Here is a 23,082-nt window from a genome sequence, read left to right as displayed (position 1 = left end):
CTTCGGTGTGCTTGGCGGCCTCTTCGCCAGCAGGCTCGCTCCCACACTGGATCAGTGTCGTTCACAAATCTTCTGTGGGAGCGAGCCTGCTCGCGAAAGCATTCTGTCAGGCGCCGCTGGCCACCGAAGCCTGCGCCGTGCGCAACTCATGCCGATTGCCACGGAACAACACCAGCGTCGCAATCAACCCCAGCACCGCCGCGCCACTGAGCCAGATTCCTGGTGCTGCCTTGTTGTCCAGCACGTGGATCAGATAGGTGCACGCTGCCGGAGTAAAGCCGCCGAACGTCGCCGTCGCCAGGCTGTAGGCCAGCGAGAACCCGGTAGTGCGCACTTCCACCGGCATGATCTCGGTCAGCGCCACCACCATGGCGCCGTTGTACGAGCCGTAGAGGAACGACAGCCACAATTCGACAATCAGCAAATGACTGAAGCTCGGATTCGCCACCAGCCACGACAGCGCCGGATACGCGGTCAGGATCGCCAGAATCGTTGCCGCCAGAAGTAAGGGCTTTCGCCCGATCTTGTCGGAAACTGCGCCCATCACCGGTAGCCAGAAGAAGTTCGACAAACCAATGCACACGGTCACCAGCAAGGCATCGAGGTCCGACAGGTGCAGTTCGGCTTTGCCGAACGTCGGGGTGTACGCGGTGATCAGGTAGAACGACACCGTGGTCATCACCACCAGTGCCATGCCGGCGATGACGATGCCGAAGTTCTGGCCGATCGAGCGGACAATTTCACCGAGGGTAGGGCGGTGGGTGCGCGCCTGGAACTCCGGGGTTTCTTCCAGTGAGCGACGGATGAAAAAAATCACCGGCACGATCATGCAGCCGATCAGGAATGGCACGCGCCAGCCCCATTCGCCCATCTGCTCCGGACTCAGCCAGTGGTTCAGACCAACGCCGAGCAGGCCGGCAAAAACCACCGCAGCTTGTTGGCTGGCCGACTGCCAACTGACGAAGAAACCTTTGCGCCCCGGCGTGGAGATTTCCGCCAGATAAACCGACACGCCGCCCAGTTCCACACCCGCCGAGAAGCCTTGTAACAGACGGCCGAACAACACCAGTAGCGGCGCGGCGACACCGAGCGTGGCGTAGCCCGGCACGCAGGCAATCAGCACCGTACCGGCGGCCATCATCGCTAGAGTGATGATCAAGCCTTTGCGCCGTCCGTGACGATCGATATAGGCACCGAGGAAAATTGCCCCCAGCGGGCGCATAAGAAAGCCGGCACCGAAGGTTGCCAGTGACAGCATCAGCGAAGCGAACGCGCTGTCGGTGGGGAAGAAGGTTTTGGCGATGGCCGTGGCATAGAAGCCGTAGACCATGAAGTCGAACATTTCGAGGAAGTTGCCGCTGACAACGCGAAAGATCGCTTTGCCTTTGCCCGTGGTGGAGGACATGGGAGGTACTCACTGTTCAATTTTGTATAAAGGCGTTGCAGCCATGGGGAAGCGAGCGGGCGCTTGTAGTTCATAATGGCCGCCGTGGTTTTGCGGGGAGATGAAGAATTGTTAACTGGACGCTGGTTGGGGCTTGTGGTCTTGGCGGGGGCAATCGGCGGCTGCGGCAACGGCGATTCCCTGGAACAGGTCGGCGGCTCGACCATGGGCAGCACCTGGTCGGTCAAGTACGTGGGCCACGCCGGGGTTGCCGAACCTGCGCGGGTGCGCGGCGAAGTGCAGGCAATCCTCGCTGAAGTCGATCAACAGATGTCGACTTACCGAAGTGACTCCGCCATCGAGCGTTTCAACTCGTTGCCTGCCGATAGTTGCCAAATCATGCCGGCGGCGGTGCTTGAGCTGATCCGTGTCGGTGAACAACTCTCGACGCAAAGCGAAGGATCCTACGACCTGACCGTAGAGCCGCTGATGAATCTGTGGGGTTTTGGTCCGCAAGGACGGGAAGGAAAAGTCCCCGATGCGGCCGCATTGGCCGAGGTCATGCAGCGGGTCGGTCATCAGCATCTGCGCATCGACGGCGAGCGGTTGTGCAAGGACGCCGCCGTCGAAGTCGACTTCAACAGCATCGCTGCCGGCTACGCCGTGGACACCATCGCCGCCAGATTGCAGACCATGGGCATCGACAATTACCTGGTCGAAGTCACGGGCGAACTCAAGACCAAGGGCAGCAAGCCAGATGGCTCAGCGTGGCGCATCGCTGTCGAAGAGCCCCGGGATGACCAGCAAGTGGCCGAGCGGATTATCGATGTCGATGGCTACGGCGTGTCCACCTCCGGCGACTACCGCAACTATTTTCTGCAGGACGGGCGGCGTTATTCCCACACCTTCGATGCACGCAGCGGGCGACCGGTCCTACATGATCTGGCGTCAGTCACAGTGATTCATCCTTCAGCGTTGATGGCCGATGGACTATCGACGCTGTTGCTGATTCTCGGGCCGGAAAGGGCGCAGGACTATGCCCAAAAGCATGCCATTGCTGCATTCTTTGTCCTGCGTGCCGATACAGGTTTCGTCGCCCGCAGCAGTCAGGCATTTGCGCAGCTTGTCGGCGAAAAAACTGACTGAAGACAAGACGAAAGCTGGCGTTGTAGTGCAGGCAAAAGTAGCCTACGACGCGACCAAGGGTTAATGTGCGCGGCGTTGACGCTTCTATAGACTGTGTCCGGGTTCTTCACTGGCCCCCAATTGTTCCTTCGCGCCGCCGTTCGGCGTGATTTAGCCGCCGGTGCTGCTGGCACCGCGGCCTGTTCTGAGGAGTACGCATGGCTGTCTACAACTACGACGTGGTGGTACTGGGTTCCGGCCCGGCGGGAGAAGGCGCGGCAATGAACGCCGCCAAAGCGGGGCGCAAGGTCGCGATGGTCGACAGCCGTCGCCAGGTCGGCGGCAACTGCACCCACCTCGGCACCATCCCGTCCAAGGCACTGCGTCACTCGGTGCGGCAGATCATGCAGTTCAACACCAACCCGATGTTCCGCGCGATCGGCGAGCCACGCTGGTTCTCCTTCCCGGACGTGTTGAAAAGCGCCGAGAAAGTCATTTCCAAACAAGTCGCCTCGCGCACCGGCTACTACGCCCGTAACCGTGTCGACGTGTTCTTCGGCACCGGCAGCTTCGCCGACGAGCAAACCATCGAAGTGGTCTGCGGCAACGGCGTGGTCGAGAAGCTGGTGGCCAAGCACATTATCATCGCTACCGGTTCGCGTCCGTATCGCCCGGCGGACATCGATTTCCACCACCCGCGTATCTACGATAGCGACACCATCCTCAGCCTCGGCCACACCCCGCGCAAACTGATCGTTTACGGCGCTGGCGTGATCGGTTGCGAATACGCATCGATCTTCAGTGGTCTGGGTGTGCTGGTCGAGCTGGTCGACAACCGTGGGCAATTGCTGAGCTTCCTCGACTCGGAAATTTCCCAGGCGTTGAGCTACCACTTCAGCAACAACAACATCACCGTGCGCCACAACGAGGAGTACGACCGCGTCGAAGGCGTGGACAACGGCGTGATCCTGCACCTGAAGTCCGGCAAGAAGATCAAGGCCGACGCCTTGCTCTGGTGCAATGGCCGAACCGGCAACACCGACACGCTGGGTCTGGAAAACATCGGGGTCAAGGTCAACAGCCGTGGCCAGATCGAAGTCGACCAGAACTACCGCACCTGCGTCGAGAACATCTACGGCGCCGGCGACGTGATCGGTTGGCCAAGCCTGGCCAGTGCCGCCCACGACCAGGGCCGTTCGGCCGCTGGCAGCATTGTCGACAATGGCAGCTGGCGCTTCGTCAATGACGTGCCGACCGGCATCTACACCATTCCGGAGATCAGCTCGATCGGCAAGAACGAGCAGGAGCTGACCCAGGCCAAAGTGCCTTACGAAGTCGGCAAGGCCTTCTTCAAGAGCATGGCGCGGGCGCAGATTGCCGGCGAGCCGCAAGGCATGCTGAAGATCCTCTTCCACCGCGAGACGCTGGAAGTGCTTGGCGTGCACTGCTTCGGTTATCAGGCGTCGGAGATCGTCCACATTGGTCAGGCGATCATGAACCAGCCGGGCGAGCTGAACACCCTGAAGTATTTCGTCAACACCACGTTCAACTACCCGACCATGGCCGAAGCGTATCGGGTCGCGGCGTACGACGGCCTCAACCGGCTTTTTTGACGGGCTCCGGCCGGTGGCCTGAGCCGGCCGGGGAGACCGATTTCAGCAATTCTCGAGGGTGGCAGTGGCCAAACCGGGAAAGTCTGTAATCAGGCTGTCAACGCCGAAGTCGGCGAGTCTGCGCATCAGCGCGGGCTCGTTGACGGTCCACACCGATACATGCAGGCCCTGACGCTGCGCTTTCTGCAAGCGTTCCGGCGTACACAGCGTCCAGTTCAAGGCGAGAATCTCGCAGCCGTAGCTGGCGGCAACCTTCAACGGATCGAGCCAGGCGTATTCGGCCACCAGGCCGCGCGACACGTCCGGCACCAGATCCAGCGCTGCCTTCAAGACTTCCCGTGAACTCGAGGTGATCGTCACCTTGTCGAGCAGGCCGTGGCGCTGAGCCATTTCCCGAATCGCCAGCACGGTAGTCGCAGCGCGGGTGCGCGAAGCGCTTTTGACTTCCAGCTGCCAGTGCTCGAAATCACATTTCTCGAACAACTCTTCCAGCGTCGGAATCGGGCACGGCTTGATCCAGCCCGGGCCACCCTTGCGCGCGTCATAGGTCACCAGTTCGGCAGCGGTGTGCTCGACGACTTTGCCGCGGCGTTCGGTGGTGCGCTTGAGCGTAGGGTCATGGATGACCATCAGCTCGCCGTCCTTGGACAGGTGCAGATCCAGTTCGCAGCGGCGCACGCCGTGCTTGAGGCATTCCTGAAAACTGCTCAGGGTGTTTTCCGGTGCTTCGCCCTTGGCGCCGCGGTGGCCGTAGATGAGGGTCACGGTGCTTCCTTAAGTTAAATGCCAGATTCGTTCTGTTCGCGGGCCAGACGGCGTTCCTGAGCCTGCTTCTGCAAAATGTAGCGCGCGAGCAACTGGCGCTGGGCATCGGTCGGGCGTTCGAACTCAGTGCCGACGTCATAACCATCGCCCTTGGGATCGCAATGGGTGACCCGGGCGCGCAGCAGCAGGCCCAGTGCCTGCGGCATCAACACCAGTTTTACCGACAGGTGCGCGCCGGTGGCGATTGGGGTCGGGTATTGAAAATCGATGCCGCCTTCGGAAATGATCACCGGCTGCGGCTCGCCGATGTGGCCGAGCACGGTCAGGGCGATCACCTGGCTGAGCAGGTCGATGCGTTTGTTCTGCGATTTGAGGAACGCAGCGATGGCGCGGTCGCGCTCGCTGATCTGCCGCAGCAGGTGCTGCGACTCGAATTCGCTCAGGTGCAATTCGCTGAGCAGGTTGAAGAGTGGAGAAGCATCCTGCAACACTTCCTGGCCTGCGGCTTCGGGAGCGGACAGGGGCCGAATTTCCAGTGCGATCGTGTCCTCGATACGGTAGTATTCGCGGCGATCTTCTTCATCTAATGTCGACATGGCGAACCCATGGTAGCGGCGGTGGTCTGAGTGTAAAGCTGGTTTTCGACCCCCGCCACAAGGACGTTCCTTTTCCCTCCGAACAAGCCCCGACATGTTCAGACCTCTCTTCGTATTTATCGGCACGCGTTATACCCGTGCAAAGCGTCGCAATCATTTTGTGTCATTCATTTCCCTGACTTCGATGATCGGGCTCGCCCTTGGCGTGGTCGTGATGATCGTCGTGCTGTCGGTGATGAACGGCTTTGATCATGAGATGCGCACCCGCGTGCTGGGCATGGTGCCCCACGCTACTCTCGAGACCGGCGAGCCGATCAACGACTGGCAGAGCCTGGCCGACAAGGTCAGGCAGAACCGGCAGGTCACGGCGGTGGCGCCGTTTACCCAGATGCAGGGCCTGCTGACCAACAACGGTCAGGTTTCCAAGGTGCTGCTCAATGCCATTGATCCTGCGCTCGAGCGCAATGTGTCGATCATCGACAACTTCATGAAGCAGGGCAAACTCGACGACCTGACACCGGGCAGCTTTGGCATCGTCATCGGCGACAAGGCGGCGACCAAGCTCGGCGTCGGCATCGGCGACAAGATTACTTTTGTCGCGCCGGAGGTCAGCGTCACTCCGGCCGGGATGTTCCCGCGCATGAAGCGCTTCACCGTGGTCGGCATTTTCCATGTCGGCGCCGGTGAGCTCGATGGTTACCTGGGCGTGACCAATCTGCAGGATCTGGCCAAGATGCACCGCTGGAAGGCCGATCAGGTGCAGGGCCTGCGGCTCAAGTTCGACGACCTGTTCCAGGCCCCGCGCGAGGCATGGAACATCGCCCAGCAGCTCGGCGAAGATCGCTATTACGCTCGCGACTGGACCCGCACCCACGGCAACCTGTATCAGGCGATCCGCATGGAAAAAGCCATGATCGGGCTGCTGTTGCTGCTGATCGTCGCGGTCGCCGCGTTCAACATCATTTCAACGCTGGTGATGGTGGTGAACGACAAGAAGGGCGACATCGCCATTCTGCGCACCCTCGGCGCGACCCCGGGCACGATCATGCGTACGTTCATGGTGCAGGGCACGGTGATCGGCGTGGTCGGCACAGCCATTGGTGCGGTGGTCGGGATTCTCGCGGCCCTGAATGTCAGTGCGGCCATTTCGGCGCTTGAAGGGCTGATCGGCCACAAGTTCCTTAATGCTGACGTGTATTTCATTGATTATCTTCCTTCGCAGGTACAGAGCCAGGACGTCGTCATGGTCTGTGCCGCTGCGTTGGTCCTGAGTTTCCTCGCCACCCTGTATCCCGCCTGGCGTGCCGCGCGCACCCAGCCGGCGGAGGCGTTACGTTATGAGTGAGTCGGGCATGAGTGAACAAGCAATTCTGAGCTGCCGTAACCTCGGCAAATCTTACGAGGAGGGTCCGGAGTCGGTACAGGTGCTGGCCGGTTTGCAACTGGAGTTGCACCCGGGCGAACGTGTGGCGATTGTGGGTAAATCCGGTTCCGGAAAAAGTACTTTGCTCAATCTCCTCGGCGGTCTCGATACGCCAAGCAAGGGCAGCGTCTGGCTCGACGGCGAAGAGCTTTCGGCATTGAGCGAGAAGAAGCGTGGCCTGCTGCGTAACCGCGCGCTTGGTTTCGTTTACCAGTTTCACCACTTGCTGCCGGAATTCACTGCACTGGAAAACGTCTGCATGCCGCTGCTGATCGGCAAGACTGCAATCCCGGAGGCGCGCCAGCGTGCCACCGCATTGCTGGAGCGTGTCGGTCTCGGCCATCGCCTCGAGCACAAGCCGGCGGAACTGTCCGGCGGCGAACGTCAGCGCGTGGCCATCGCCCGCGCCCTGGTCAACAACCCGGGGCTGGTGATGCTCGATGAGCCAACCGGCAACCTCGACCTGCACACCGCCGAAGGCATTCAGGATCTGATGCTGGAGCTGAGCACTTCGATGCGCACGGCGTTTCTGGTGGTGACACATGACATGAACCTGGCCCGGCAGATGGATCGCGTCCTGCAGTTGCAGGAAGGCTGCCTGACCCCCATCTGACTGGCTGAAACCCGGCGCCCGTAATGGCGCCGGGTCTTTTATTTTTATACGGTGCCCCAGCGAATGTTCAGACCGTTATCGATCTTTATCGGCACGCGCTATACCCGCGCCAAGCGCCGCAATCGCTTTGTTTCGTTCATTTCGATGACCTCGATGATCGGCCTCGCCCTCGGCGTGCTGGCGATGATCGTGGTGCTGTCGGTGATGAACGGCTTCCAGCGCGAAATGAGCTCGCGCATCCTCGGCATGGTCCCCCACGCGACCATCGTCGGCGTCAAGCCGATCGACGACTGGCAGCCGGTTGCCGCCGCCGCGATGAAAAACCCGGAGGTGACCGCCGCCGTACCGTTCACCGAAATGGAAGGCATGCTGTCCTACAAGGGTTCGATGCAGCCGATCCAGATCAGCGGCGTTGATCCGGCGCAGGAAGGCAAGGTGTCGATCGTTGCCCAGCACATCGTTCAGGGACGTCTCGATGCGTTGAAGCCGGGCGAATTCGGTGTGGTGATCGGTGAAATCACCGCACGGCGTTTCCGCCTCAATGTCGGCGACAAGATCACCCTGATCGTTCCGGAGGTCAGCACCGCGCCGGGCGGTATTACCCCGCGCATGCAGCGCCTGAATGTGGTTGGCGTGTTCAAGGTCGGCGCCGAGCTGGATGGCTCGATGGGCCTGATCCACGTCGCCGATGCCGCGACCATGCAGCGGTGGCAGCCGAATCAGGTGCAGAGCGTGCGCCTGGCGGTCAAGGATCTGTACGCCGCGCCGAAGGTGTCTTCCGATATTGCCAGTGGCCTCGGCGCCGACTTCAAGGCTGACGACTGGACTCACACCCAGGGCAGCCTGTTCAGTGCGATGAAGATGGAAAAAACCATGATCGGCCTGCTGTTGCTGATGATTGTCGCGGTGGCGGCGTTCAACATCATTGCGACGCTGATCATGGTGGTGAACGACAAGGGCGCCGACATCGCGATCCTGCGCACCATCGGCGCCACTCCCCGGCAGATCATGGCGATCTTCATGGTGCAGGGCACGGTGATCGGCATTGTCGGCACCATCATCGGTGGCGTGCTGGGTGTTATCGCCGCGCTGAATGTCAGTGAACTGGTCGGTTGGGTCGAGCGGGTGAGCGGCCAGCATATCTTCAGTTCGGACGTGTATTTCGTCAGCAACCTGCCCTCGGAACTACAGGGCGGCGATGTGCTGTTGATCTGCTCGGCGGGGTTCATTCTGAGTTTTCTGGCGACGGTGTATCCGGCGTGGCGGGCGGCGAAGATCGAACCGGCGCATGCCCTCAGATATTCGTAACCTTTAGACCGCTTTCGCGAGCAGGCTCGCTCCCACAGGGGAGCGCTTCCTCTTCAGAGAGCAGGCTTGATGTCACAGGGGAATGCATTCCAACTGTGGGAGCGAGCCTGCTCGCGAAGGGGCCGGACCTGCTGGCCTCAATTCTGCTTCGGTAACTCAATCACAAACCGCGTAAACCCCACCTCAGATTCGCAACGAATCTGCCCGCCATGAGCGCGAACGATGGACAGGGTAATCGCCAACCCCAACCCCGCATGTTCACTGCTACCTTCCTGCCGCGCTGGATCCGCTCGATAGAAGCGATCAAACAGACGTGGCAACACCTGCGCTGAAATCCCCTCACCACTGTTCTCGACACAAACGCGCACGGCCTGCGGCTGCTCGACAATGCTCAGCCGAACATGACCCTTGGGCGGGGTAAAGCGCAGCGCGTTATCCAGCAAATTCGACAAGGCGCGGCGCAACATGCCGCGATCACCTTCGATACGCGCCGCCCCCTCACGGCTCAGGCTGACGCCAGCGTCTTCGGCCAATGGCGCAAAAAACTCCAGCAGCATGTCAGCCTCATTGGCCAGCTCCAGCGGTTCACGCTTGGGCATCAGCAGGCCGTGATCCGCCTTCGCGAGGTAGAGCATGTCGTTGACCAGTTGCGCCATCCATTGCAGTTCTTCGAGGTTGCTGTGCAGCGCTTCGCGGTACTCCTCCAGTGCCCGTGGGCGGGTGAGGGTGACTTGGGTGTGGGTGAGCAGATTCGACAACGGCGTGCGCAGTTCATGGGCGATGTCGGCGGAGAATGCCGAGAGGCGCTGAAACGAGTCGTCGAGGCGGGCGAGCATGGCGTTAAAGCTGTAGGCCATTTCCGCAAGCTCTGGCGGCATCTTCTCTTCAGGCAGTCGGGCATTCAGTGATTGCGCAGAAATCCCACGGGCCACCGTGCTCATCTGCCGCAACGGGCGCAAACCGCTGCGCGCGGCCCAGGCCCCGAGCAGGGCAGTGGCCAGCGCTGACAGGCCGACGGTCAGCCAGATCAGATGCTGCATGCGCGCAAGGAAATGCTGGTGGTGAGTGATGTCCAGCAGCAGGGTCAGTTGCGGCGAATCCGCTGCATCCGGGTAGAGCGGGGCGCGCAGTACGCGGTAGTCGGTGCCGTCATGGCTGATGGTCGACAGGCCTGTTTGCAGCGGCAGATTTTTCGGAATCTGCACCGAACTGTCGTACCAGTGCTGGCCGTCGCCACTGGTGATGCGCAACGACAGGTCGGCCTGGCGGCTGAGTTCATCGGCCAGCCGCGCTTCGCGCTGAGCGGGCTGCAGATCCTGCAAGGCGCGGCGCAGGCCGATCAACTTAGCCTCCAGTTGTTGCTGGTCGAGTTCGATGAAGTGCGCCTCGCTGGCGCGGTCGAACAGGACGCCGGCGAACAGCGAAACCACTGCGGTGCAGGCGGCAAACAACAGGGCCAGGCGGGTGCTCAAGGACAAACGACGCATCACAGCGCCCGTTCTTCGAGCACGTAACCCATGCCGCGCACGGTGTGGATCAACTTGTTGGGAAAGTCGTCGTCGATCTTCAGGCGCAAGCGGCGGATCGCCACTTCGATGACATTGGTGTCGCTGTCGAAATTCATGTCCCAGACCTGCGAAGCAATCAGCGACTTCGGCAACACTTCACCCTGACGGCGCAGGAGCATTTCCAGCAGGGCGAATTCCTTGGCGGTCAGGTCGATGCGCTGGCCACTGCGTTCGACCCGGCGGCGGATCAGATCCAGGCGCAGGTCGGCCAGTTGCAGGCTGGTTTCCTGGGCGATCGCGCTGCCGCGCCGCAACAGGCTGCGCACCCGGGCGAGCAATTCGGAGAAGGCGAACGGCTTGACCAGATAATCGTCGGCGCCCAGTTCGAGGCCGTGAACCCTGTCCTCCACCGCGTCCTTGGCGGTCAGGAAAAGTACCGGCGTGTCGAGGCCGGCGCTGCGCACCGCTTGCAGAATCTGCCAGCCACTGCGCCCGGGCAGCATCACATCGAGGATCAGCAGCGCGTACTCGCCGCTCAAGGCCAATTGCTGGCCGCTGATGCCGTCTGCCACCAGCTCGGTATTGAACCCCGCCTCGGTCAGGCCCTGACGCAGGTATTGGCCGGTTTTCGCTTGGTCTTCGACGATCAACAGTTTCATGGGCAACTCGGGCTGGTTCGGGCTGATTCGGAGAGTAGAAGGGGCGAGGGCGTTATACCGGAGATCGGGCGATAAGCGCCAAGCTGACAAAGTTGTAATGTGCCTGTCAGGTCGATGCCAGCGCAGGGTGGTTAGAGTTTCCCACAAGCTGAACCTTATCTTGTTGGAGCATGACCATGTTTTTTCGCACATCCTTAACGGTGGCGGCTTGTCTGCTGGCATTGAGTTCGCCAGTTTCGGCGACACCGGCGCATACCTTCGCCTTCGGCCAGCCGGCAGCGACGAGCCAGGCCACACGCAGTATCGAAATCGTCATGGGCGACATGAACTTCGATCCGAAAATCATACAGGTCAAGGCCGGTGAGACGGTTCGCTTTGTGCTGGTGAATAAAGGCCAGTTGTTGCACGAATTCAACTTGGGTGACGCGGCGATGCATGCCAGTCACCAGCAGGAAATGTTGCAGATGCAGCAGAGCGGCATGCTCACGCCGACAGGCATGAAAGAAATGTCCCACGACATGGCGGGCATGGATCACGCGGCGATGGGCCACGGAATGAAACACGACGACCCCAACAGCTTATTGGTCGAGCCGGGTAAAACCGCGGAGTTGACCTGGACCTTCAGCGAGGCCACGGCGCTTGAGTTTGCCTGCAATATTCCCGGGCATTATCAGGCTGGCATGGTCGGCAAACTGACAGTCAGTCAGTAAGCACTCAAAGGCGCGGGCAAAGGCTGGTAGAATCCGCTGATTCTTCAGTCAGGTTTCCGCCATGCATCCCGCAGCCGAACATTCGCCGCTGGGCAAATCCAGCGAATACATCGCCACCTACACGCCGTCCCTGCTGTTCCCGATTCCGCGCACCGCGAAATGGGCCGAGCTGGGCCTGAGCGCCGAAACCCTGCCGTACAAAGGCGTGGATTTCTGGAACTGCTTCGAGCTGTCGTGGCTGCTGCCCTCGGGCAAACCGGTGGTGGCGATCGCTGAATTCAGCATCCCGGCGGACTCGCCGAACATCATCGAATCGAAGTCGTTCAAGCTCTACCTCAACTCGCTGAATCAGACGCCGTTCGCCGACGTCGCCACGCTGGAGGCGACACTGGTCAAGGATCTGTCTGCCGCTGCCGGCAAACCGGTGGGCGTGCGGGTTCGCAGTCTGAAGGACGTTGAGGCCGAAGGCGTCGTGGCACTGCCGGGCGTGTGCATCGACGATCTGGATATCAGCGTCAGCAACTACGAACACCCGCGCCCGGAGCTGCTGCGTTGCGACGATTCGCGCGTTGTTGAAGAGAGCGTGCACAGCCATCTGCTCAAATCCAACTGCCCGGTGACCAGCCAGCCGGACTGGGGCAGCGTGGTGGTGGAATATCGCGGCGCAGCGCTGGATCACGCCAGCCTGCTGGAATACATCGTCAGTTTCCGCCAGCACTCGGACTTCCATGAGCAGTGCGTGGAGCGGATTTTTCTTGATCTGCAGCGGTTGTTGAAGCCGGAGAAACTGACTGTGTTTGCGCGATATGTGCGGCGCGGTGGGCTGGATATCAATCCGTATCGCAGTACCGAAAGCGTACAGCTGCCGAATCATCGGCTCGTACGTCAATAAAAATCCTGAATGTGCGATATCCCTTGTGGGAGCGAGCCTGCTCGCGAAGGCGTCGTGTCAGTCGACATCATCGTTGAATGACACACCGAATTCGCGAGCAGGCTCGCTCCCACAAGGGCTTGCCTGCACATGTTGGAAATGAAAAAGCCCTGCCATCGCTGGCAGGGCTTTTTTGTGCGGCGGGGCGTCAGATGCCCATGCTGCCCAGCGTATTCATGATATTGCGCAGGGTGCCGGCGATGGTTGGGTGTTCCACTTCAAAACGCTCCACGGCAAGGTTCACCCCGTCCACCAGATTGTTATCCTGTAGCTGATTTTCCAATTGAATTTCTGCTTCAATCTGCGCCATCAACTGGTGTAGGTTTTCACGTTCAGACTCGGACAGAGGCGGGTTCTGCTCCAATTGATCACGCAAGGTGTTGAGCTGATCCTGCAGTTCTCGTCGGGCGGGCATGGTGGTTTCCTTTTATCAATAGGCACTGGCATTGACCGCGGCCGCGCGCCAAAGGTCTATGGCTGACCTTTAGATTAATCCACTCTCGGTAAACCTGCATGACGTCGATCAGGGCTTTTCGCCTTTGGTGCGGCGCAAGCTGATGTCGGCAAGACAGGCGTCCAGTTCGCCGAGATGATCGATCACCGAATGCACGCCCAGGCTGAATAATTGCACAGTGGCCTTGCCGCGCAACTGTTCGCGCTCCTTTTGTGAGAGTGCCTGCCATTCGCTCGGGCTCAGGCCGCACAGCGAGCCGCAGGACGCCAGACCAATCGTCCATAACCCGGCATTCAGGCCGGCCTGCAACAGACGCGGCTCACCGCTGACCAGCACGCAGCCATCGAGGCGGTCGATGTTCAGATCCATCAATGCTTGCCAGCAGGCATTCGGCGCTGGCCATGGATTCATTGTTGCTGAATGTTGCGTCGGTTTGATCCAGTCCGGCAGCGAGGCGGCCAGTGGCTGAGCGAGGGCAGGGGGCAATTCATCGAGCCACGCGCAGGGAATTCCCTGGCGTTGCAAGCTCTTCACGCTATCGAGCGCGCCGGGCGTGGTTTCGGCGTGTTCCGGCCGGACGTTGAGTTGTTGCGCGGCGCGGGCACCGAAATCCACCAGGCAACCGCTCAGGCCGAACAGCACGGCAGTCAGACTGGGCGCGGCGACGGGCAAGGTTTCGGCGTGAGTCATGGCAACGTCCCTGAAATAACGCTCAAGGCTAGGGCACGAGGGTGACAGTTGCATGACAGTCCGGTGAAGGTCAGCGTAGGAAACTTCCTGCATATCCTTGCAGCGGCAGACTGCCCAAATTGCCGTTTACGCTTATACTAGCGGCCTTAATGCCCGGGCCGAGAGGTCCGCGCCAGTATCAAATCCAAGGAGTTTTTCTATGCGCTGGAGCCCTTCGCTCGCTCAGCTAAGTGTTTGTGCCAGCCTGTTGCTGGCGCCGTTCGCCACCCAGGCGGCCACCGAAGAAGACCCTTGGGAAAGCGTCAACCGGCCGATTTTCCAGTTCAACGACTTCGTTGACACTTACGCGTTGAAGCCATTGGCGCAGGGTTATGAGTTCATCACTCCGCAGTTCGTTGAAGACGGCATTCACAACATGTTCCGCAACGTCGGTGACGTCACCAACCTGGCGAACAACATTCTGCAGGCCAAACCGGCTGCTGCCGGCGTTGATACCGCCCGACTGATTTTCAACACCACCTTCGGTCTGCTTGGCTTTTTCGATGTCGGCACCCAGATGGGCTTGAACCGCAGTGACGAAGACTTCGGTCAGACCCTCGGTTATTGGGGCGTGGGCAGCGGCCCGTACGTGATGCTGCCGCTGATGGGCCCGAGCACCTTGCGTGACGCACCTTCCAAGTACGTCGACAGCTACACCGGCATGTACCGCTACATCGATCACGTGCCGACGCGTAACTCGATCTTCGGCCTGAACATCGTCGACACCCGCGCCAGCCTGCTGTCGAGCGAGAAGCTGATCAGCGGCGACAAATACACCTTCATCCGCAACGCTTACCTGCAGAACCGCGAGTTCAAGGTGAAGGACGGTCAGGTCGAAGACGATTTCTGATTTCGACCGATGCCAGGAAGGCGACCCTCGGGTCGCCTTTTTTGTCGGCAGCAGAGCAGCATCCACGACCGTCGCTACCTTCCATCGGGTTACGCTTGGAGCGGTTCTTATAACTCCCGGTGATTTGACAAACAAAGTCGTCAAGCGACAATCGGCGCATGCTTGAAACGCTCTGCGGATGGGAGTACCGTCTGCGCCTTAGAAGGGCACCTCTGTTTAAAACCGCGCACAAAGCGAATGCTTGAAAGCGCCGCAGCAGAGAGGCTAGAAAGCGAATCCAGTAGTCTGCGCAGGGCCGTTGCCCCGCTTGCTACGCCAACCTAATTCTGGCGCCGTTTGCCCACATGCCAAAAACCAGTGCCACGCTGCTGATAATCGATGATGACGAGGTAGTGCGCGCGAGCCTCGCGGCCTATCTGGAAGACAGTGGTTTCAGCGTCCTGCAGGCCGGCAACGGTCAACAGGGTCTTCAGGTATTCGAGCAAGACGAGCCCGATCTGGTGATCTGCGATCTGCGCATGCCGCAGATGGGCGGTCTCGAACTGATCCGTCAGGTCACCGAGCGCTCGCCAGAGACACCGGTGATCGTGGTCTCGGGCGCCGGAGTGATGAACGACGCGGTCGAGGCCCTGCGCCTGGGCGCGGCGGATTACCTGATCAAGCCTCTCGAAGATCTGGCTGTGCTCGAGCACTCTGTGCGCCGGGCCCTGGATCGTGCGCGGCTGCTGCTGGAAAACCAGCGTTACCGCGAAAAGCTGGAGAAGGCCAACCGCGAGCTCGAAGCCAGTCTGAACCTGCTCCAGGAAGACCAGAACGCCGGTCGCCAGGTGCAGATGAACATGCTGCCGGAAAGCCCGTGGAGCATCGACGAATTCAACTTTGCCCACCAGATCATCCCGTCGTTGTACCTGTCGGGTGATTTTGTCGACTATTTCCGCGTCGACGAGCGCCGGGTCGCATTCTATCTGGCGGATGTTTCCGGGCATGGCGCGTCATCCGCCTTCGTCACCGTGCTGTTGAAGTTCATGACCACGCGTTTGCTCTTCGAGTCGAAACGCAGCGGTACCTTGCCGGAGTTCAAGCCTTCGGAAGTGCTCGGTCATATCAACCGGGGGCTGATCAGTTGTAAGCTGGGTAAACACGTCACAATGGTCGGTGGAGTCATCGACGAGGAGACCGGTTTGTTGACCTATAGCATCGGCGGCCATCTGCCGTTGCCTGTGTTGTACACGCCTGACAGTGTTCGTTATCTCGAAGGCCGTGGTCTGCCGGTGGGGCTGTTCAACGAAGCCACCTACGAAGACCACGTGCTTGAGCTGCCGCCGACGTTCAGCCTGACGCTGATGTCTGATGGCATTCTGGACCTTTTGCCGGAAGCAACGCTCAAAGAAAAAGAGGCTGCTTTGCCTGAACGGGTGAAGTCAGCGGGCGGCAGCCTGGATGGTCTGCGGCAAGTGTTTGGTTTGGCCACGCTAGGGGAGATGCCGGATGATATCGCCCTGTTGGTGTTGAGCAGGAATCTTCAATGAGTACCGGTAGAATCCAGTTCGCCGAGCAGGACGGCACCTTCGTCCTGAAGTTCGTCGGTGAAGTTCGCCTGACCCTGTGTTCGGCGTTGGATGCGACTATTGAGAAAATCTTCACCGCGCTGAATTTCAACGCGATCGTGATCGATTTGACCGAAACCCGCAGCATCGACAGCACCACCCTCGGCCTGTTGGCCAAACTGTCGATCCTGTCGCGGCAGAAGGTCGGCCTGTTGCCGACGGTTGTCACCACTCACGAAGACATCACCCGGCTATTGCAGTCGATGGGCTTCGAGCAGGTGTTCAACATCGTCAACCACCCGGTGCCGTGCCCGGAGTGCCTGGACGACCTGCCGGATCAGGATCAGTCCGAGGAAGTGGTGCGCATCAAAGTGCTGGAAGCGCACAAGATTCTCATGGGCCTGAACGATTCCAATCGTGAAGCGTTTCATGATCTGGTGAACGCGCTGGAGCGGCATTGATCCAGTGAATTGATGGTGCGTGGGCTCGCTTATTCGCGAGCAGGCTCGCTCCCACAGGATCTTTATTCGACACACAATCGAGATCACTCACAAATCCCCTGTGGGAGCGAGCCTGCTCGCGAAGGCGGGCACCACCGATTTCCAACAGCCACAAAAAAGGGCGAACCCTCACAGGTTCGCCCTTTTTGCATTCTTCAAACTCAAATCACAGCTTGGCCTGCAGCAACGCTTCCAGCTTCTCCTGGTCGCGGGCGAACTGGCGGATGCCTTCAGCCAGTTTCTCGGTGGCCATCGCGTCTTCGTTGGACAACCAGCGGAATTGCGCTTCGTTGAGGCTCAGACGCGCTTCACCGGCATTGCCCGGCGCCAGTTTGCGTTCCAGCTTGCCGGTGTCGGCGGCAAGCTTCTCCAGCAGTTCCGGGCTGATGGTCAGGCGATCACAGCCAGCCAGTTGCTCGATCTGGTTGATGTTGCGGAAGCTCGCGCCCATGACCACGGTCTTGTAATCATTGGCCTTGTAGTAGTTGTAGATGCGCGTCACCGACTGCACGCCCGGATCGTCGGCGCCGGTGTAGTCGTTGCCGTTGGCCTTCTTGTACCAGTCGTAGATGCGGCCCACGAACGGCGAGATCAGGAACACCCCGGCATCGGCGCAGGCGGCGGCCTGGGCGAAGGAGAACAGCAGGGTCAGGTTGGTCTGGATGCCTTCCTTCTCGAGGATCTCGGCAGCGCGGATGCCTTCCCAGGTCGAGGCGATCTTGATCAGCACGCGGTCGCGGCCGACGCCGGCCTTGTCGTACAGCTCGATCAGACGATGCGCACGCTTGAGGATCGCGTCCTGGTCGAAGGACAGGCGCGCATCCACTTCAGTGGAGATGCGGCCCGGAACCACGTTGAGGATTTCCTTGCCTACCGCGACGCCGAAACGGTCGCTGGCCAGGCCGACATCGCCCTTGCAGTCGCGAACGCAATCGTTCAGCAGTTCGGCGTAACCGTGAATGGCCGAAGCCTTGAGCAGCAGGGAAGGGTTGGTGGTGGCGTCGACCGGTTTGACTCGGGCGATCGCTTCGAAGTCGCCGGTGTCGGCAACCACGGTGGTGAACTGTTTGAGTTGTTCCAGCTTGGAAGTCATGGGCGTGCTCTATCCTATGGGTCTGAAGACATTACCCGAGCGCTGACGGGCACTCAAGGGTGCATTCGTGGATCGATGGCCCCTGCGGCAACAACCTGAAAACGATTGTTTGAAAGGCGGGGCGCGGTGTCGATGAATACGATGCCAAAACAGCCCACAGGTTCAAAGCAACCGACCTGTGAACAGACCGGTTGCCCAAGCCCTACTCAGCGTTCAACAAACCTTCCACGGACAAGCGTGCCGGTTTCGGCTGACCGTCGGAGGTGAGAAAGCCGAAGTTCTTCTCGCGATCGTTGCTGCCCGAATCACTGTTCCGCCATTCATAGATAGAGGTCAGGGGAATGTTGAGGCGTTTAACGTCGGTAATAAACGCGTTGATCTTGGTCGCTTGCCCCTCAGGACCACCGTTGGAGGCGAGGGCCGAAACCCCCCATTCACTGATGACCCCCGGCAGATTGAAGTTCTGCTGGATGAAGGTCTGTGCGTTGCTGATCTGCGTGGCGGTCATGCCGTAAGGGTGATAGGACACGGCGTTCAAGCATTTGGGGTAATCGCTGACGATACTTTTCATCGCCACCGTCGACGCCGAGCCGGCGCTTGGCGGCCGGGCGAAGCCGAAACCGACCCGTGGTGTCGTCTGCGGCTGACCTTCGAAGGCCTTGCACATGCCGGCCATGAACGGCACGAAGGTGGTATCGAAATTGCGCGTCGGCCAATAGGTTTCCAGGTCCGGTTCGTTCCATATTTCGATCGCTACCAATTGCGAACTCCAGGTTTTTTCCAGCCCGGTCACGGTGTTGGCGAACTTACCGCCGGCGGCGTTCAGCTCCTCCGGCGAAGTGGCCGGCAGTGCCTTGATCGCGCGCACCGTCAGCAGCACCGGCAACCCGGCAGAAGCGGCGGCAGCGAAGGCATCGCTGACCTGTTTCTGATAAGTCTTGGCGGTGAGGCTGTCGCTCCACACGCCGAAGCGCACAAAGCTGAAACCTGCTGCTTTGATCTGCGCGGCATCGGCGGCGGTAAAGCTCTGGATCTTCACCTGAACGCCGATAGTTTTCGCTGGAAGGTTGGGGAACAGCTCACTGGCATGAACCTGGCTGGTGGCACCGATCGCCATCAGGGCGAGGGCGGCGAGTTTATTGCGCTGTGCTGTTTTCATGTCTGCTCTCCTGAAGAGAATGACAACTACGAATATTTATCCCGTTACTCAGTTTCCGATAACGGTGATGGCACTAAGTGCGTGAATGTTATTTTTTGTCAGGAAAACAGCAACTGAAAATCACAGTTATTTTTAGTCCGCTAATTGTGGTTGGGGCGGCTTAAATCGCTGTGGTACTTAATGTTCCTGTACTAACAGGGCGAAGCTATTTCTGAGTGCAGGAAAGCCGTGAGGGTTCATTAACTTTTGCGGCATGTTGGCTGTTTGATATTACACAGGAAAGCAAGACTTGTTCAAAAAGATCCTGGTTGTCTGCGTGGGCAATATATGCCGAAGTCCGACGGCTGAACTGCTGCTGCGCAACGCGCTGGGCCCGTCCGCCGTCACGGTGTCGTCCGCTGGCCTGTCCGCCCGCGTGGGCGAGGGCGTCGAAGCCTCGGCGCGGCAGGTGCTCGAAGAGCACGGCCATTGCGCAGAAGACTTCAAGGCGCGGCAACTGACTTCGGACATCGTCAATGACTCGGACCTGATCCTGGTCATGGAAAAGGCCCACGTTAATCAAGTGCTGAAGATTGCCGCGCACGCCAGAGGCAAAGTGTTTCTGCTCGGCAAATGGCAGAGCGAGCGCGAAATACATGATCCGTATCGTCAAGGCAAGGCCGCGTTTATTCATGCCCACGCATTGATTGAAGATGCTGTTAGTTCATGGGCAAAGCGTCTCGGGCATTGATGAATATTCTTCAGAACAGCAAATGGTAAGAACAGACTTATGCAGTTACCGTCAGTAAACGGCACCCGCGACAATGATCAAGACAGTATTGATCTGCTCGGCATCTTCGGCAGCCTGATTGACCAGAAGTGGCTGATCGGCGCGCTGACCGGTGCCTTCATGGTCACTGGCGTCGCCTATGCGGTACTGGCAACCCCGGTGTATCTGGCGAACGCGCTGGTGCAGGTCGAACCGAAAAAGAACGACATGCTCGGGTTCTCCGACCTGAACAGCATGCTCGGTGGGCAATCGCCGTCTGTGACCGAAATCGGCATCATCAAGTCCCGCGCGGTGATCGGCAAAACCGTTGACGACCTGCGCCTGGATATCGACGTCACCCCCAACACTTTCCCAATGATCGGCGGCTTCCTTTCGCGGCGCTATCGCGGTGACAGCGAGACCAGCGTCGCGCCGCCGCGGTTCGGCCTGAACAGTTATGCCTGGGGCGGCGAGCGTCTGCAGTTCAATCGGCTGGAATTGCCGAAAGACCTGCTCGGCAAGAAGCTCACCCTGATCGCCGGCGAGCAACAGCGCTTTGAGCTGTTCGATGAAAATGACAATCTGCTCGCAGAAGGTGTCGCGGGCGAAGCGTTTGTCAACGACGGTGTAGAAGGGCAGATCGCGCAACTGGCAGCCAACCCCGGCACGCGTTTTCAAGTGGTGCGCAATCCACGGATCGTGACCATTCAGGGCTATCAGGACGCGCTGGATATTTCCGAGCAAGGCAAGGAGTCGGGGATCATTCGTCTGGCGCTGGCCAGCTCCGATGCTGGCGAAGCGGTGAAGATTCTCAACAAGATCGCCTCGCTCTACGTCGAGCAAAACGTGCGCCGCACCTCGGCTGAAGCCGCGCAAAGCCTGGCCTTTCTGCAAAGCCAGTTGCCGCAGGTCAAGCGTGACCTGGCCAAGGCCAGCGACGCCTTGAATGCCTACCAGACCCACGGCAAGACCGTAAATATTTCGCTGGAAACCCAGTCGGTGCTGGGCCAGTCGGTGGCGCTGGAAACGCGCATCTCCGAACTGAAAATGCAGCAGGCCGAGCTCGATCGCAAGTTCACCAAACAGCACCCGGCCTATCGCGCCCTGATGACGCAGATCGGCGAGCTGACCCAGCAGCAGAAATCCCTCGAAGGCAAGGTTCAGGACCTGCCGGCCACCCAACAGGAATTGCTCAACCTGACCCGCGACGTTGAAGTGGCCTCGCAGATCTACACGCAGTTGCTGAACAAATCCCAGGAGCTGGACATCGTCCGCGCCGGGGCCGTCGGCAATGTGCGCCTGATCGACACCGCTGATGTCGACCTGACCAACCCGATCAAACCGAAGAAACCGCTGATCGTGCTGATCGCGACATTGCTCGGCGCGTTTGTCGGCGTGGCGCTGGTGCTGCTGCGCAAATCCTTGAGTCGGGGGCTCGAAGGCCCGGAAGGCATCGAGCAGTTGGGCCTGCCGGTTTATGCGTCGATTCCCTACAGCGCCTTGCAGGAAGAAGAGGACAGCAAAAAGGGCCGTGCCCGCGATGGCGTCGACAAACCGGCGTACCTGTTGGCGCTGCGCAACCCGACCGACCTGTCGATCGAATCGATCCGCAGCCTGCGCACGTGCCTGCACTTCGCCGGGCTCGATTCGACCAACAACCGCATCATGATTTCCGGGCCGAGCCCGCAGGTCGGCAAGACCTTCGTCTCCTCCAACCTCGCGGCGGTCATGGCCCTGAGTGGCCAGCGCGTGGTGCTGATCGATGCCGACATGCGCAAAGGGCATCTGCACAAAACCCTCAACACGCCGATCAGCAACGGTCTGTCCGACCTGCTGGTCAAGCGCTGCACTCTCGAGCAGGCGATCAACACCGTCGAGATCGACAACCTGCATTTCATCAGCCGGGGTCAGGTGCCGCCCAATCCTTCCGAGCTGCTGATGCACGCCAACTTCCGCGAACTGCTGGCGCAACTGAGCGAACGCTACGACCTGGTGATCATCGATACACCGCCGCTGCTGGCGGTGACCGATGCCGCCATCGTCGGTCGTGAGGCCGGCATCAGCCTGATCGTCACCCGCTTCGGCGTGAACCCGGCCAAAGAGATCGAACTGACCATTCGCCGCTTCGCCCAGAACGGCATCGAGTTGAAAGGCGCGGTGTTCAACGGCGTCGAGAAGCGTGCAGCCAGCTATTACGGCGGCACTGGCTATTACAACTACGAATACGCGTCCGACAAATCCTGATGATTGCCGATTGTTCTTTCCTGTTTGAAGTGGGTGAGCTGTGAAAAAAATACTGCACGTGGCAGAGACGATCAAAGGTGGCGTGGCGACAGTGATCCGGACGATTTCGGCATCGCCTGACGACGCGGCGAATTATCAACTGGTCTATCTGGTCCCCGAGGATCAGGCCAAAGAACTGCACGGCATCGCCCCGCAGCAGGTGCGCACCTTCCCGCGCAGTGGCCGTAACGTGCCGTCGCTGCTGCGTTTCGCCTGGCGACTGACTCAGGTGCTGCTCAAGGAAAAACCCGACGTCGTGCATTTGCACAGCACCTTTTCCGGAGTGATCGGCCGTGTTGTGTGCGTGCTGTTGCGGCCATGGCGCAAACCGAAAATCGTCTACTGCCCGCACGCCTTTTCGTTCCTGATGGAAAGCTCGCCGACCAAGCAGAAAATCTATGCGTGGATCGAACGCGTGCTGCAGAAAGTCACCGACGTGATCATTTGCGTCAGCCAGTACGAGCTGGATAAAGCCGCGCGCTTCGGCATCGAGCGCAAGCGCATGAAGCTGATCTACAACGGCATCCATCACCGGGATGACGCGCCGAAGAGCGCTGGCACCGCGCCGATTCATCTGCTGTTTGTCGGACGTCTGGACTATCAGAAAGGCTTCGACGTGCTGCTCAAGGCCTACGCCAAGGTCAATCGAAACGACCTGAAACTGACGGTGGTCGGCAGTGCGGTCAATGAGGACTCGGTCGAGTGCCCGCCGATGGATTCGGTCGAGTACCTGCCATGGGTGACACCGAGCGAAGTGCAGGCGCTGTATCAGAAGGCCGATGCGCTGATCGTGCCCAGTCGCTGGGAAGGCTTCGCCATGGTGCCGCTGGAAGGCATGGCCATGGGGCTGCCGGTGATTGCCAGCAACTGCACCTCGCTGCCGGAACTGGTCACCAATGAAGTGTCCGGCTACGTCTTTCCGTCCGGCGATCACCAGGCGCTGGCCGACGTGTTGACGATCATCCAGAAGCCGCGCCTGCTCGACCTCGGCAACGAAGGCCGGAGCATCGTCCGCGAACGCTTCAGCGCCGCGTTGATGATCCGCCAGACCTACGACCTGTATCACGCTCCCACTTATTAAGTA

At 59.9% G+C, this 23,082-nt stretch carries 22 protein-coding genes; 13 read left to right on the top strand and 9 right to left on the bottom strand.

Annotated elements, in window-relative coordinates; translation table 11 throughout:
* Window positions 1-106 precede the first annotated feature (106 nt).
* The gene (gene tcuC / locus GXB78_RS24650) at window positions 107-1,405 is read right to left on the bottom strand and encodes an MFS transporter (protein WP_041477332.1); all 1,299 of its coding nucleotides are present in this window, start codon (window positions 1,403-1,405) and stop codon (window positions 107-109) included.
* Between the two features lie 75 nt (window positions 1,406-1,480).
* Between tcuC and GXB78_RS24645 the strand changes: the two genes are divergently transcribed.
* Entirely contained in the window at window positions 1,481-2,530 is a 1,050-nt protein-coding gene (locus GXB78_RS24645; protein ID WP_329517379.1) for an FAD:protein FMN transferase, read from the top strand.
* A 197-nt stretch (window positions 2,531-2,727) separates the two neighbouring features.
* Window positions 2,728-4,122, top strand: a complete 1,395-nt coding sequence (gene sthA, locus GXB78_RS24640; protein WP_016775479.1) for a Si-specific NAD(P)(+) transhydrogenase — start codon at window positions 2,728-2,730, stop codon at window positions 4,120-4,122.
* Between the two features lie 42 nt (window positions 4,123-4,164).
* Here sthA and GXB78_RS24635 read toward each other — a convergent pair whose 3' ends face one another.
* Together GXB78_RS24635 and GXB78_RS24630 are read right to left on the bottom strand one after the other, a co-directional pair.
* On the bottom strand, window positions 4,165-4,887 hold the full coding sequence (locus tag GXB78_RS24635) for a glycerophosphodiester phosphodiesterase (RefSeq protein ID WP_007910500.1): 723 nt from the start codon (window positions 4,885-4,887) through the stop codon (window positions 4,165-4,167).
* 14 nt (window positions 4,888-4,901) lie between these two features.
* Entirely contained in the window at window positions 4,902-5,483 is a 582-nt protein-coding gene (locus tag GXB78_RS24630; protein WP_016775478.1) for a PilZ domain-containing protein, read from the bottom strand.
* Window positions 5,484-5,577: 94 nt separating this feature from the next.
* Here GXB78_RS24630 and GXB78_RS24625 point away from each other — a divergent pair, with 94 nt between their 5' ends.
* The 3 genes from GXB78_RS24625 (at window position 5,578) to GXB78_RS24615 (ending at window position 8,827) form a co-directional block, all read left to right on the top strand.
* Window positions 5,578-6,828 (top strand): lipoprotein-releasing ABC transporter permease subunit, encoded by a 1,251-nt coding sequence (locus tag GXB78_RS24625; RefSeq protein WP_329517378.1) that lies wholly within the window; start codon window positions 5,578-5,580, stop codon window positions 6,826-6,828.
* Window positions 6,821-7,519 (top strand): lipoprotein-releasing ABC transporter ATP-binding protein LolD, encoded by a 699-nt coding sequence (gene lolD, locus GXB78_RS24620; RefSeq protein ID WP_024013628.1) that lies wholly within the window; start codon window positions 6,821-6,823, stop codon window positions 7,517-7,519. The genes GXB78_RS24625 and lolD overlap by 8 nt, the downstream gene beginning before the upstream one ends.
* Window positions 7,520-7,582: 63 nt before the next feature.
* Complete coding sequence (locus GXB78_RS24615) at window positions 7,583-8,827, top strand: lipoprotein-releasing ABC transporter permease subunit (protein ID WP_329517377.1); 1,245 nt, start codon at window positions 7,583-7,585, stop codon at window positions 8,825-8,827.
* Between the two features lie 137 nt (window positions 8,828-8,964).
* Here GXB78_RS24615 and GXB78_RS24610 read toward each other — a convergent pair whose 3' ends face one another.
* Together GXB78_RS24610 and GXB78_RS24605 are read right to left on the bottom strand one after the other, a co-directional pair.
* Window positions 8,965-10,314 (bottom strand): heavy metal sensor histidine kinase, encoded by a 1,350-nt coding sequence (locus tag GXB78_RS24610; protein ID WP_329517376.1) that lies wholly within the window; start codon window positions 10,312-10,314, stop codon window positions 8,965-8,967.
* Window positions 10,314-10,994, bottom strand: coding sequence for a heavy metal response regulator transcription factor (locus tag GXB78_RS24605; RefSeq protein ID WP_065615885.1), 681 nt, complete (start codon window positions 10,992-10,994; stop codon window positions 10,314-10,316). The genes GXB78_RS24610 and GXB78_RS24605 overlap by 1 nt, the downstream gene beginning before the upstream one ends.
* Before the next feature lie 176 nt (window positions 10,995-11,170).
* Here GXB78_RS24605 and copI point away from each other — a divergent pair, with 176 nt between their 5' ends.
* The gene (copI, locus tag GXB78_RS24600; RefSeq protein ID WP_329517375.1) at window positions 11,171-11,704 is read left to right on the top strand and encodes a copper-resistant cuproprotein CopI; all 534 of its coding nucleotides are present in this window, start codon (window positions 11,171-11,173) and stop codon (window positions 11,702-11,704) included.
* A gap of 61 nt (window positions 11,705-11,765) precedes the next feature.
* Window positions 11,766-12,596: an NADPH-dependent 7-cyano-7-deazaguanine reductase QueF gene (queF, locus tag GXB78_RS24595; protein ID WP_329517374.1), complete on the top strand. Its 831-nt coding sequence runs from the start codon at window positions 11,766-11,768 to the stop codon at window positions 12,594-12,596.
* A gap of 187 nt (window positions 12,597-12,783) precedes the next feature.
* Here queF and GXB78_RS24585 read toward each other — a convergent pair whose 3' ends face one another.
* Window positions 12,784-13,050 carry a DUF4404 family protein gene (locus tag GXB78_RS24585; protein ID WP_076563651.1) on the bottom strand — a complete coding sequence of 89 codons (267 nt, stop codon included), beginning with the start codon at window positions 13,048-13,050 and terminating at the stop codon, window positions 12,784-12,786.
* Between the two features lie 108 nt (window positions 13,051-13,158).
* Entirely contained in the window at window positions 13,159-13,779 is a 621-nt protein-coding gene (locus tag GXB78_RS24580; RefSeq protein WP_329517373.1) for an HAD family phosphatase, read from the bottom strand.
* Between the two features lie 199 nt (window positions 13,780-13,978).
* On the opposite strand from GXB78_RS24580, the gene GXB78_RS24575 reads away from it, so the two are divergent.
* From GXB78_RS24575 to rssC, 3 genes are all read left to right on the top strand, one after another.
* The gene (locus GXB78_RS24575) at window positions 13,979-14,668 is read left to right on the top strand and encodes an MlaA family lipoprotein (RefSeq protein ID WP_253503782.1); all 690 of its coding nucleotides are present in this window, start codon (window positions 13,979-13,981) and stop codon (window positions 14,666-14,668) included.
* 344 nt (window positions 14,669-15,012) lie between these two features.
* Window positions 15,013-16,197 carry a two-component system response regulator RssB gene (gene rssB / locus GXB78_RS24570; protein WP_329517372.1) on the top strand — a complete coding sequence of 395 codons (1,185 nt, stop codon included), beginning with the start codon at window positions 15,013-15,015 and terminating at the stop codon, window positions 16,195-16,197.
* Window positions 16,194-16,676, top strand: a complete 483-nt coding sequence (gene rssC, locus GXB78_RS24565) for an anti-sigma factor antagonist RssC (RefSeq protein WP_003226553.1) — start codon at window positions 16,194-16,196, stop codon at window positions 16,674-16,676. Before rssB ends, rssC begins: the two co-directional genes overlap by 4 nt.
* A 205-nt stretch (window positions 16,677-16,881) precedes the next feature.
* Here rssC and tal read toward each other — a convergent pair whose 3' ends face one another.
* Together tal and GXB78_RS24555 are read right to left on the bottom strand one after the other, a co-directional pair.
* A complete protein-coding gene (gene tal / locus GXB78_RS24560) occupies window positions 16,882-17,808 on the bottom strand; it encodes a transaldolase (RefSeq protein WP_041477315.1) in 927 nt (308 codons plus the stop codon).
* Between the two features lie 202 nt (window positions 17,809-18,010).
* Entirely contained in the window at window positions 18,011-18,967 is a 957-nt protein-coding gene (locus GXB78_RS24555) for a glycosyl hydrolase family 5 (protein ID WP_329517371.1), read from the bottom strand.
* A gap of 289 nt (window positions 18,968-19,256) precedes the next feature.
* Here GXB78_RS24555 and GXB78_RS24550 point away from each other — a divergent pair, with 289 nt between their 5' ends.
* From GXB78_RS24550 to GXB78_RS24540, 3 genes are read left to right on the top strand one after another with little or no spacing between them, the layout of a single operon-like run.
* Window positions 19,257-19,697 carry a low molecular weight protein-tyrosine-phosphatase gene (locus GXB78_RS24550; protein ID WP_329517370.1) on the top strand — a complete coding sequence of 147 codons (441 nt, stop codon included), beginning with the start codon at window positions 19,257-19,259 and terminating at the stop codon, window positions 19,695-19,697.
* A gap of 39 nt (window positions 19,698-19,736) precedes the next feature.
* A complete protein-coding gene (locus GXB78_RS24545; protein WP_329517369.1) occupies window positions 19,737-21,959 on the top strand; it encodes a polysaccharide biosynthesis tyrosine autokinase in 2,223 nt (740 codons plus the stop codon).
* A 40-nt stretch (window positions 21,960-21,999) separates the two neighbouring features.
* Window positions 22,000-23,079: a glycosyltransferase gene (locus tag GXB78_RS24540; RefSeq protein ID WP_329517368.1), complete on the top strand. Its 1,080-nt coding sequence runs from the start codon at window positions 22,000-22,002 to the stop codon at window positions 23,077-23,079.
* Window positions 23,080-23,082 lie beyond the last annotated feature (3 nt).

This window comes from Pseudomonas moraviensis subsp. stanleyae, assembly GCF_036283065.1.
Lineage (GTDB): Bacteria > Pseudomonadota > Gammaproteobacteria > Pseudomonadales > Pseudomonadaceae > Aquipseudomonas > Aquipseudomonas stanleyae.
Note: the sequence above shows the minus strand (reverse complement) of the source record. Positions and strands in the feature narration are given on the sequence as shown.

Bases quoted from the DNA above. Each gene is read 5' to 3' on its own strand.
- GXB78_RS24585 (WP_076563651.1), bottom strand. From the start codon at position 13,050: ATGCCCGCCCGACGAGAACTGCAGGATCAGCTCAACACCTTGCGTGAT.
- GXB78_RS24555 (WP_329517371.1), bottom strand. From the start codon at position 18,967: ATGAAAACAGCACAGCGCAATAAACTCGCCGCCCTCGCCCTGATGGCG.
- GXB78_RS24580 (WP_329517373.1), bottom strand. From the start codon at position 13,779: ATGACTCACGCCGAAACCTTGCCCGTCGCCGCGCCCAGTCTGACTGCC.
- lolD (WP_024013628.1), top strand. From the start codon at position 6,821: ATGAGTGAGTCGGGCATGAGTGAACAAGCAATTCTGAGCTGCCGTAAC.
- GXB78_RS24615 (WP_329517377.1), top strand. From the start codon at position 7,583: ATGTTCAGACCGTTATCGATCTTTATCGGCACGCGCTATACCCGCGCC.
- GXB78_RS24645 (WP_329517379.1), top strand. From the start codon at position 1,481: ATGGCCGCCGTGGTTTTGCGGGGAGATGAAGAATTGTTAACTGGACGC.
- tal (WP_041477315.1), bottom strand. From the start codon at position 17,808: ATGACTTCCAAGCTGGAACAACTCAAACAGTTCACCACCGTGGTTGCC.
- GXB78_RS24605 (WP_065615885.1), bottom strand. From the start codon at position 10,994: ATGAAACTGTTGATCGTCGAAGACCAAGCGAAAACCGGCCAATACCTG.
- GXB78_RS24575 (WP_253503782.1), top strand. From the start codon at position 13,979: ATGCGCTGGAGCCCTTCGCTCGCTCAGCTAAGTGTTTGTGCCAGCCTG.
- GXB78_RS24610 (WP_329517376.1), bottom strand. From the start codon at position 10,314: ATGCGTCGTTTGTCCTTGAGCACCCGCCTGGCCCTGTTGTTTGCCGCC.
- GXB78_RS24625 (WP_329517378.1), top strand. From the start codon at position 5,578: ATGTTCAGACCTCTCTTCGTATTTATCGGCACGCGTTATACCCGTGCA.
- GXB78_RS24545 (WP_329517369.1), top strand. From the start codon at position 19,737: ATGCAGTTACCGTCAGTAAACGGCACCCGCGACAATGATCAAGACAGT.
- copI (WP_329517375.1), top strand. From the start codon at position 11,171: ATGTTTTTTCGCACATCCTTAACGGTGGCGGCTTGTCTGCTGGCATTG.
- tcuC (WP_041477332.1), bottom strand. From the start codon at position 1,405: ATGTCCTCCACCACGGGCAAAGGCAAAGCGATCTTTCGCGTTGTCAGC.
- rssB (WP_329517372.1), top strand. From the start codon at position 15,013: ATGCCAAAAACCAGTGCCACGCTGCTGATAATCGATGATGACGAGGTA.
- queF (WP_329517374.1), top strand. From the start codon at position 11,766: ATGCATCCCGCAGCCGAACATTCGCCGCTGGGCAAATCCAGCGAATAC.
- GXB78_RS24630 (WP_016775478.1), bottom strand. From the start codon at position 5,483: ATGTCGACATTAGATGAAGAAGATCGCCGCGAATACTACCGTATCGAG.
- rssC (WP_003226553.1), top strand. From the start codon at position 16,194: ATGAGTACCGGTAGAATCCAGTTCGCCGAGCAGGACGGCACCTTCGTC.
- sthA (WP_016775479.1), top strand. From the start codon at position 2,728: ATGGCTGTCTACAACTACGACGTGGTGGTACTGGGTTCCGGCCCGGCG.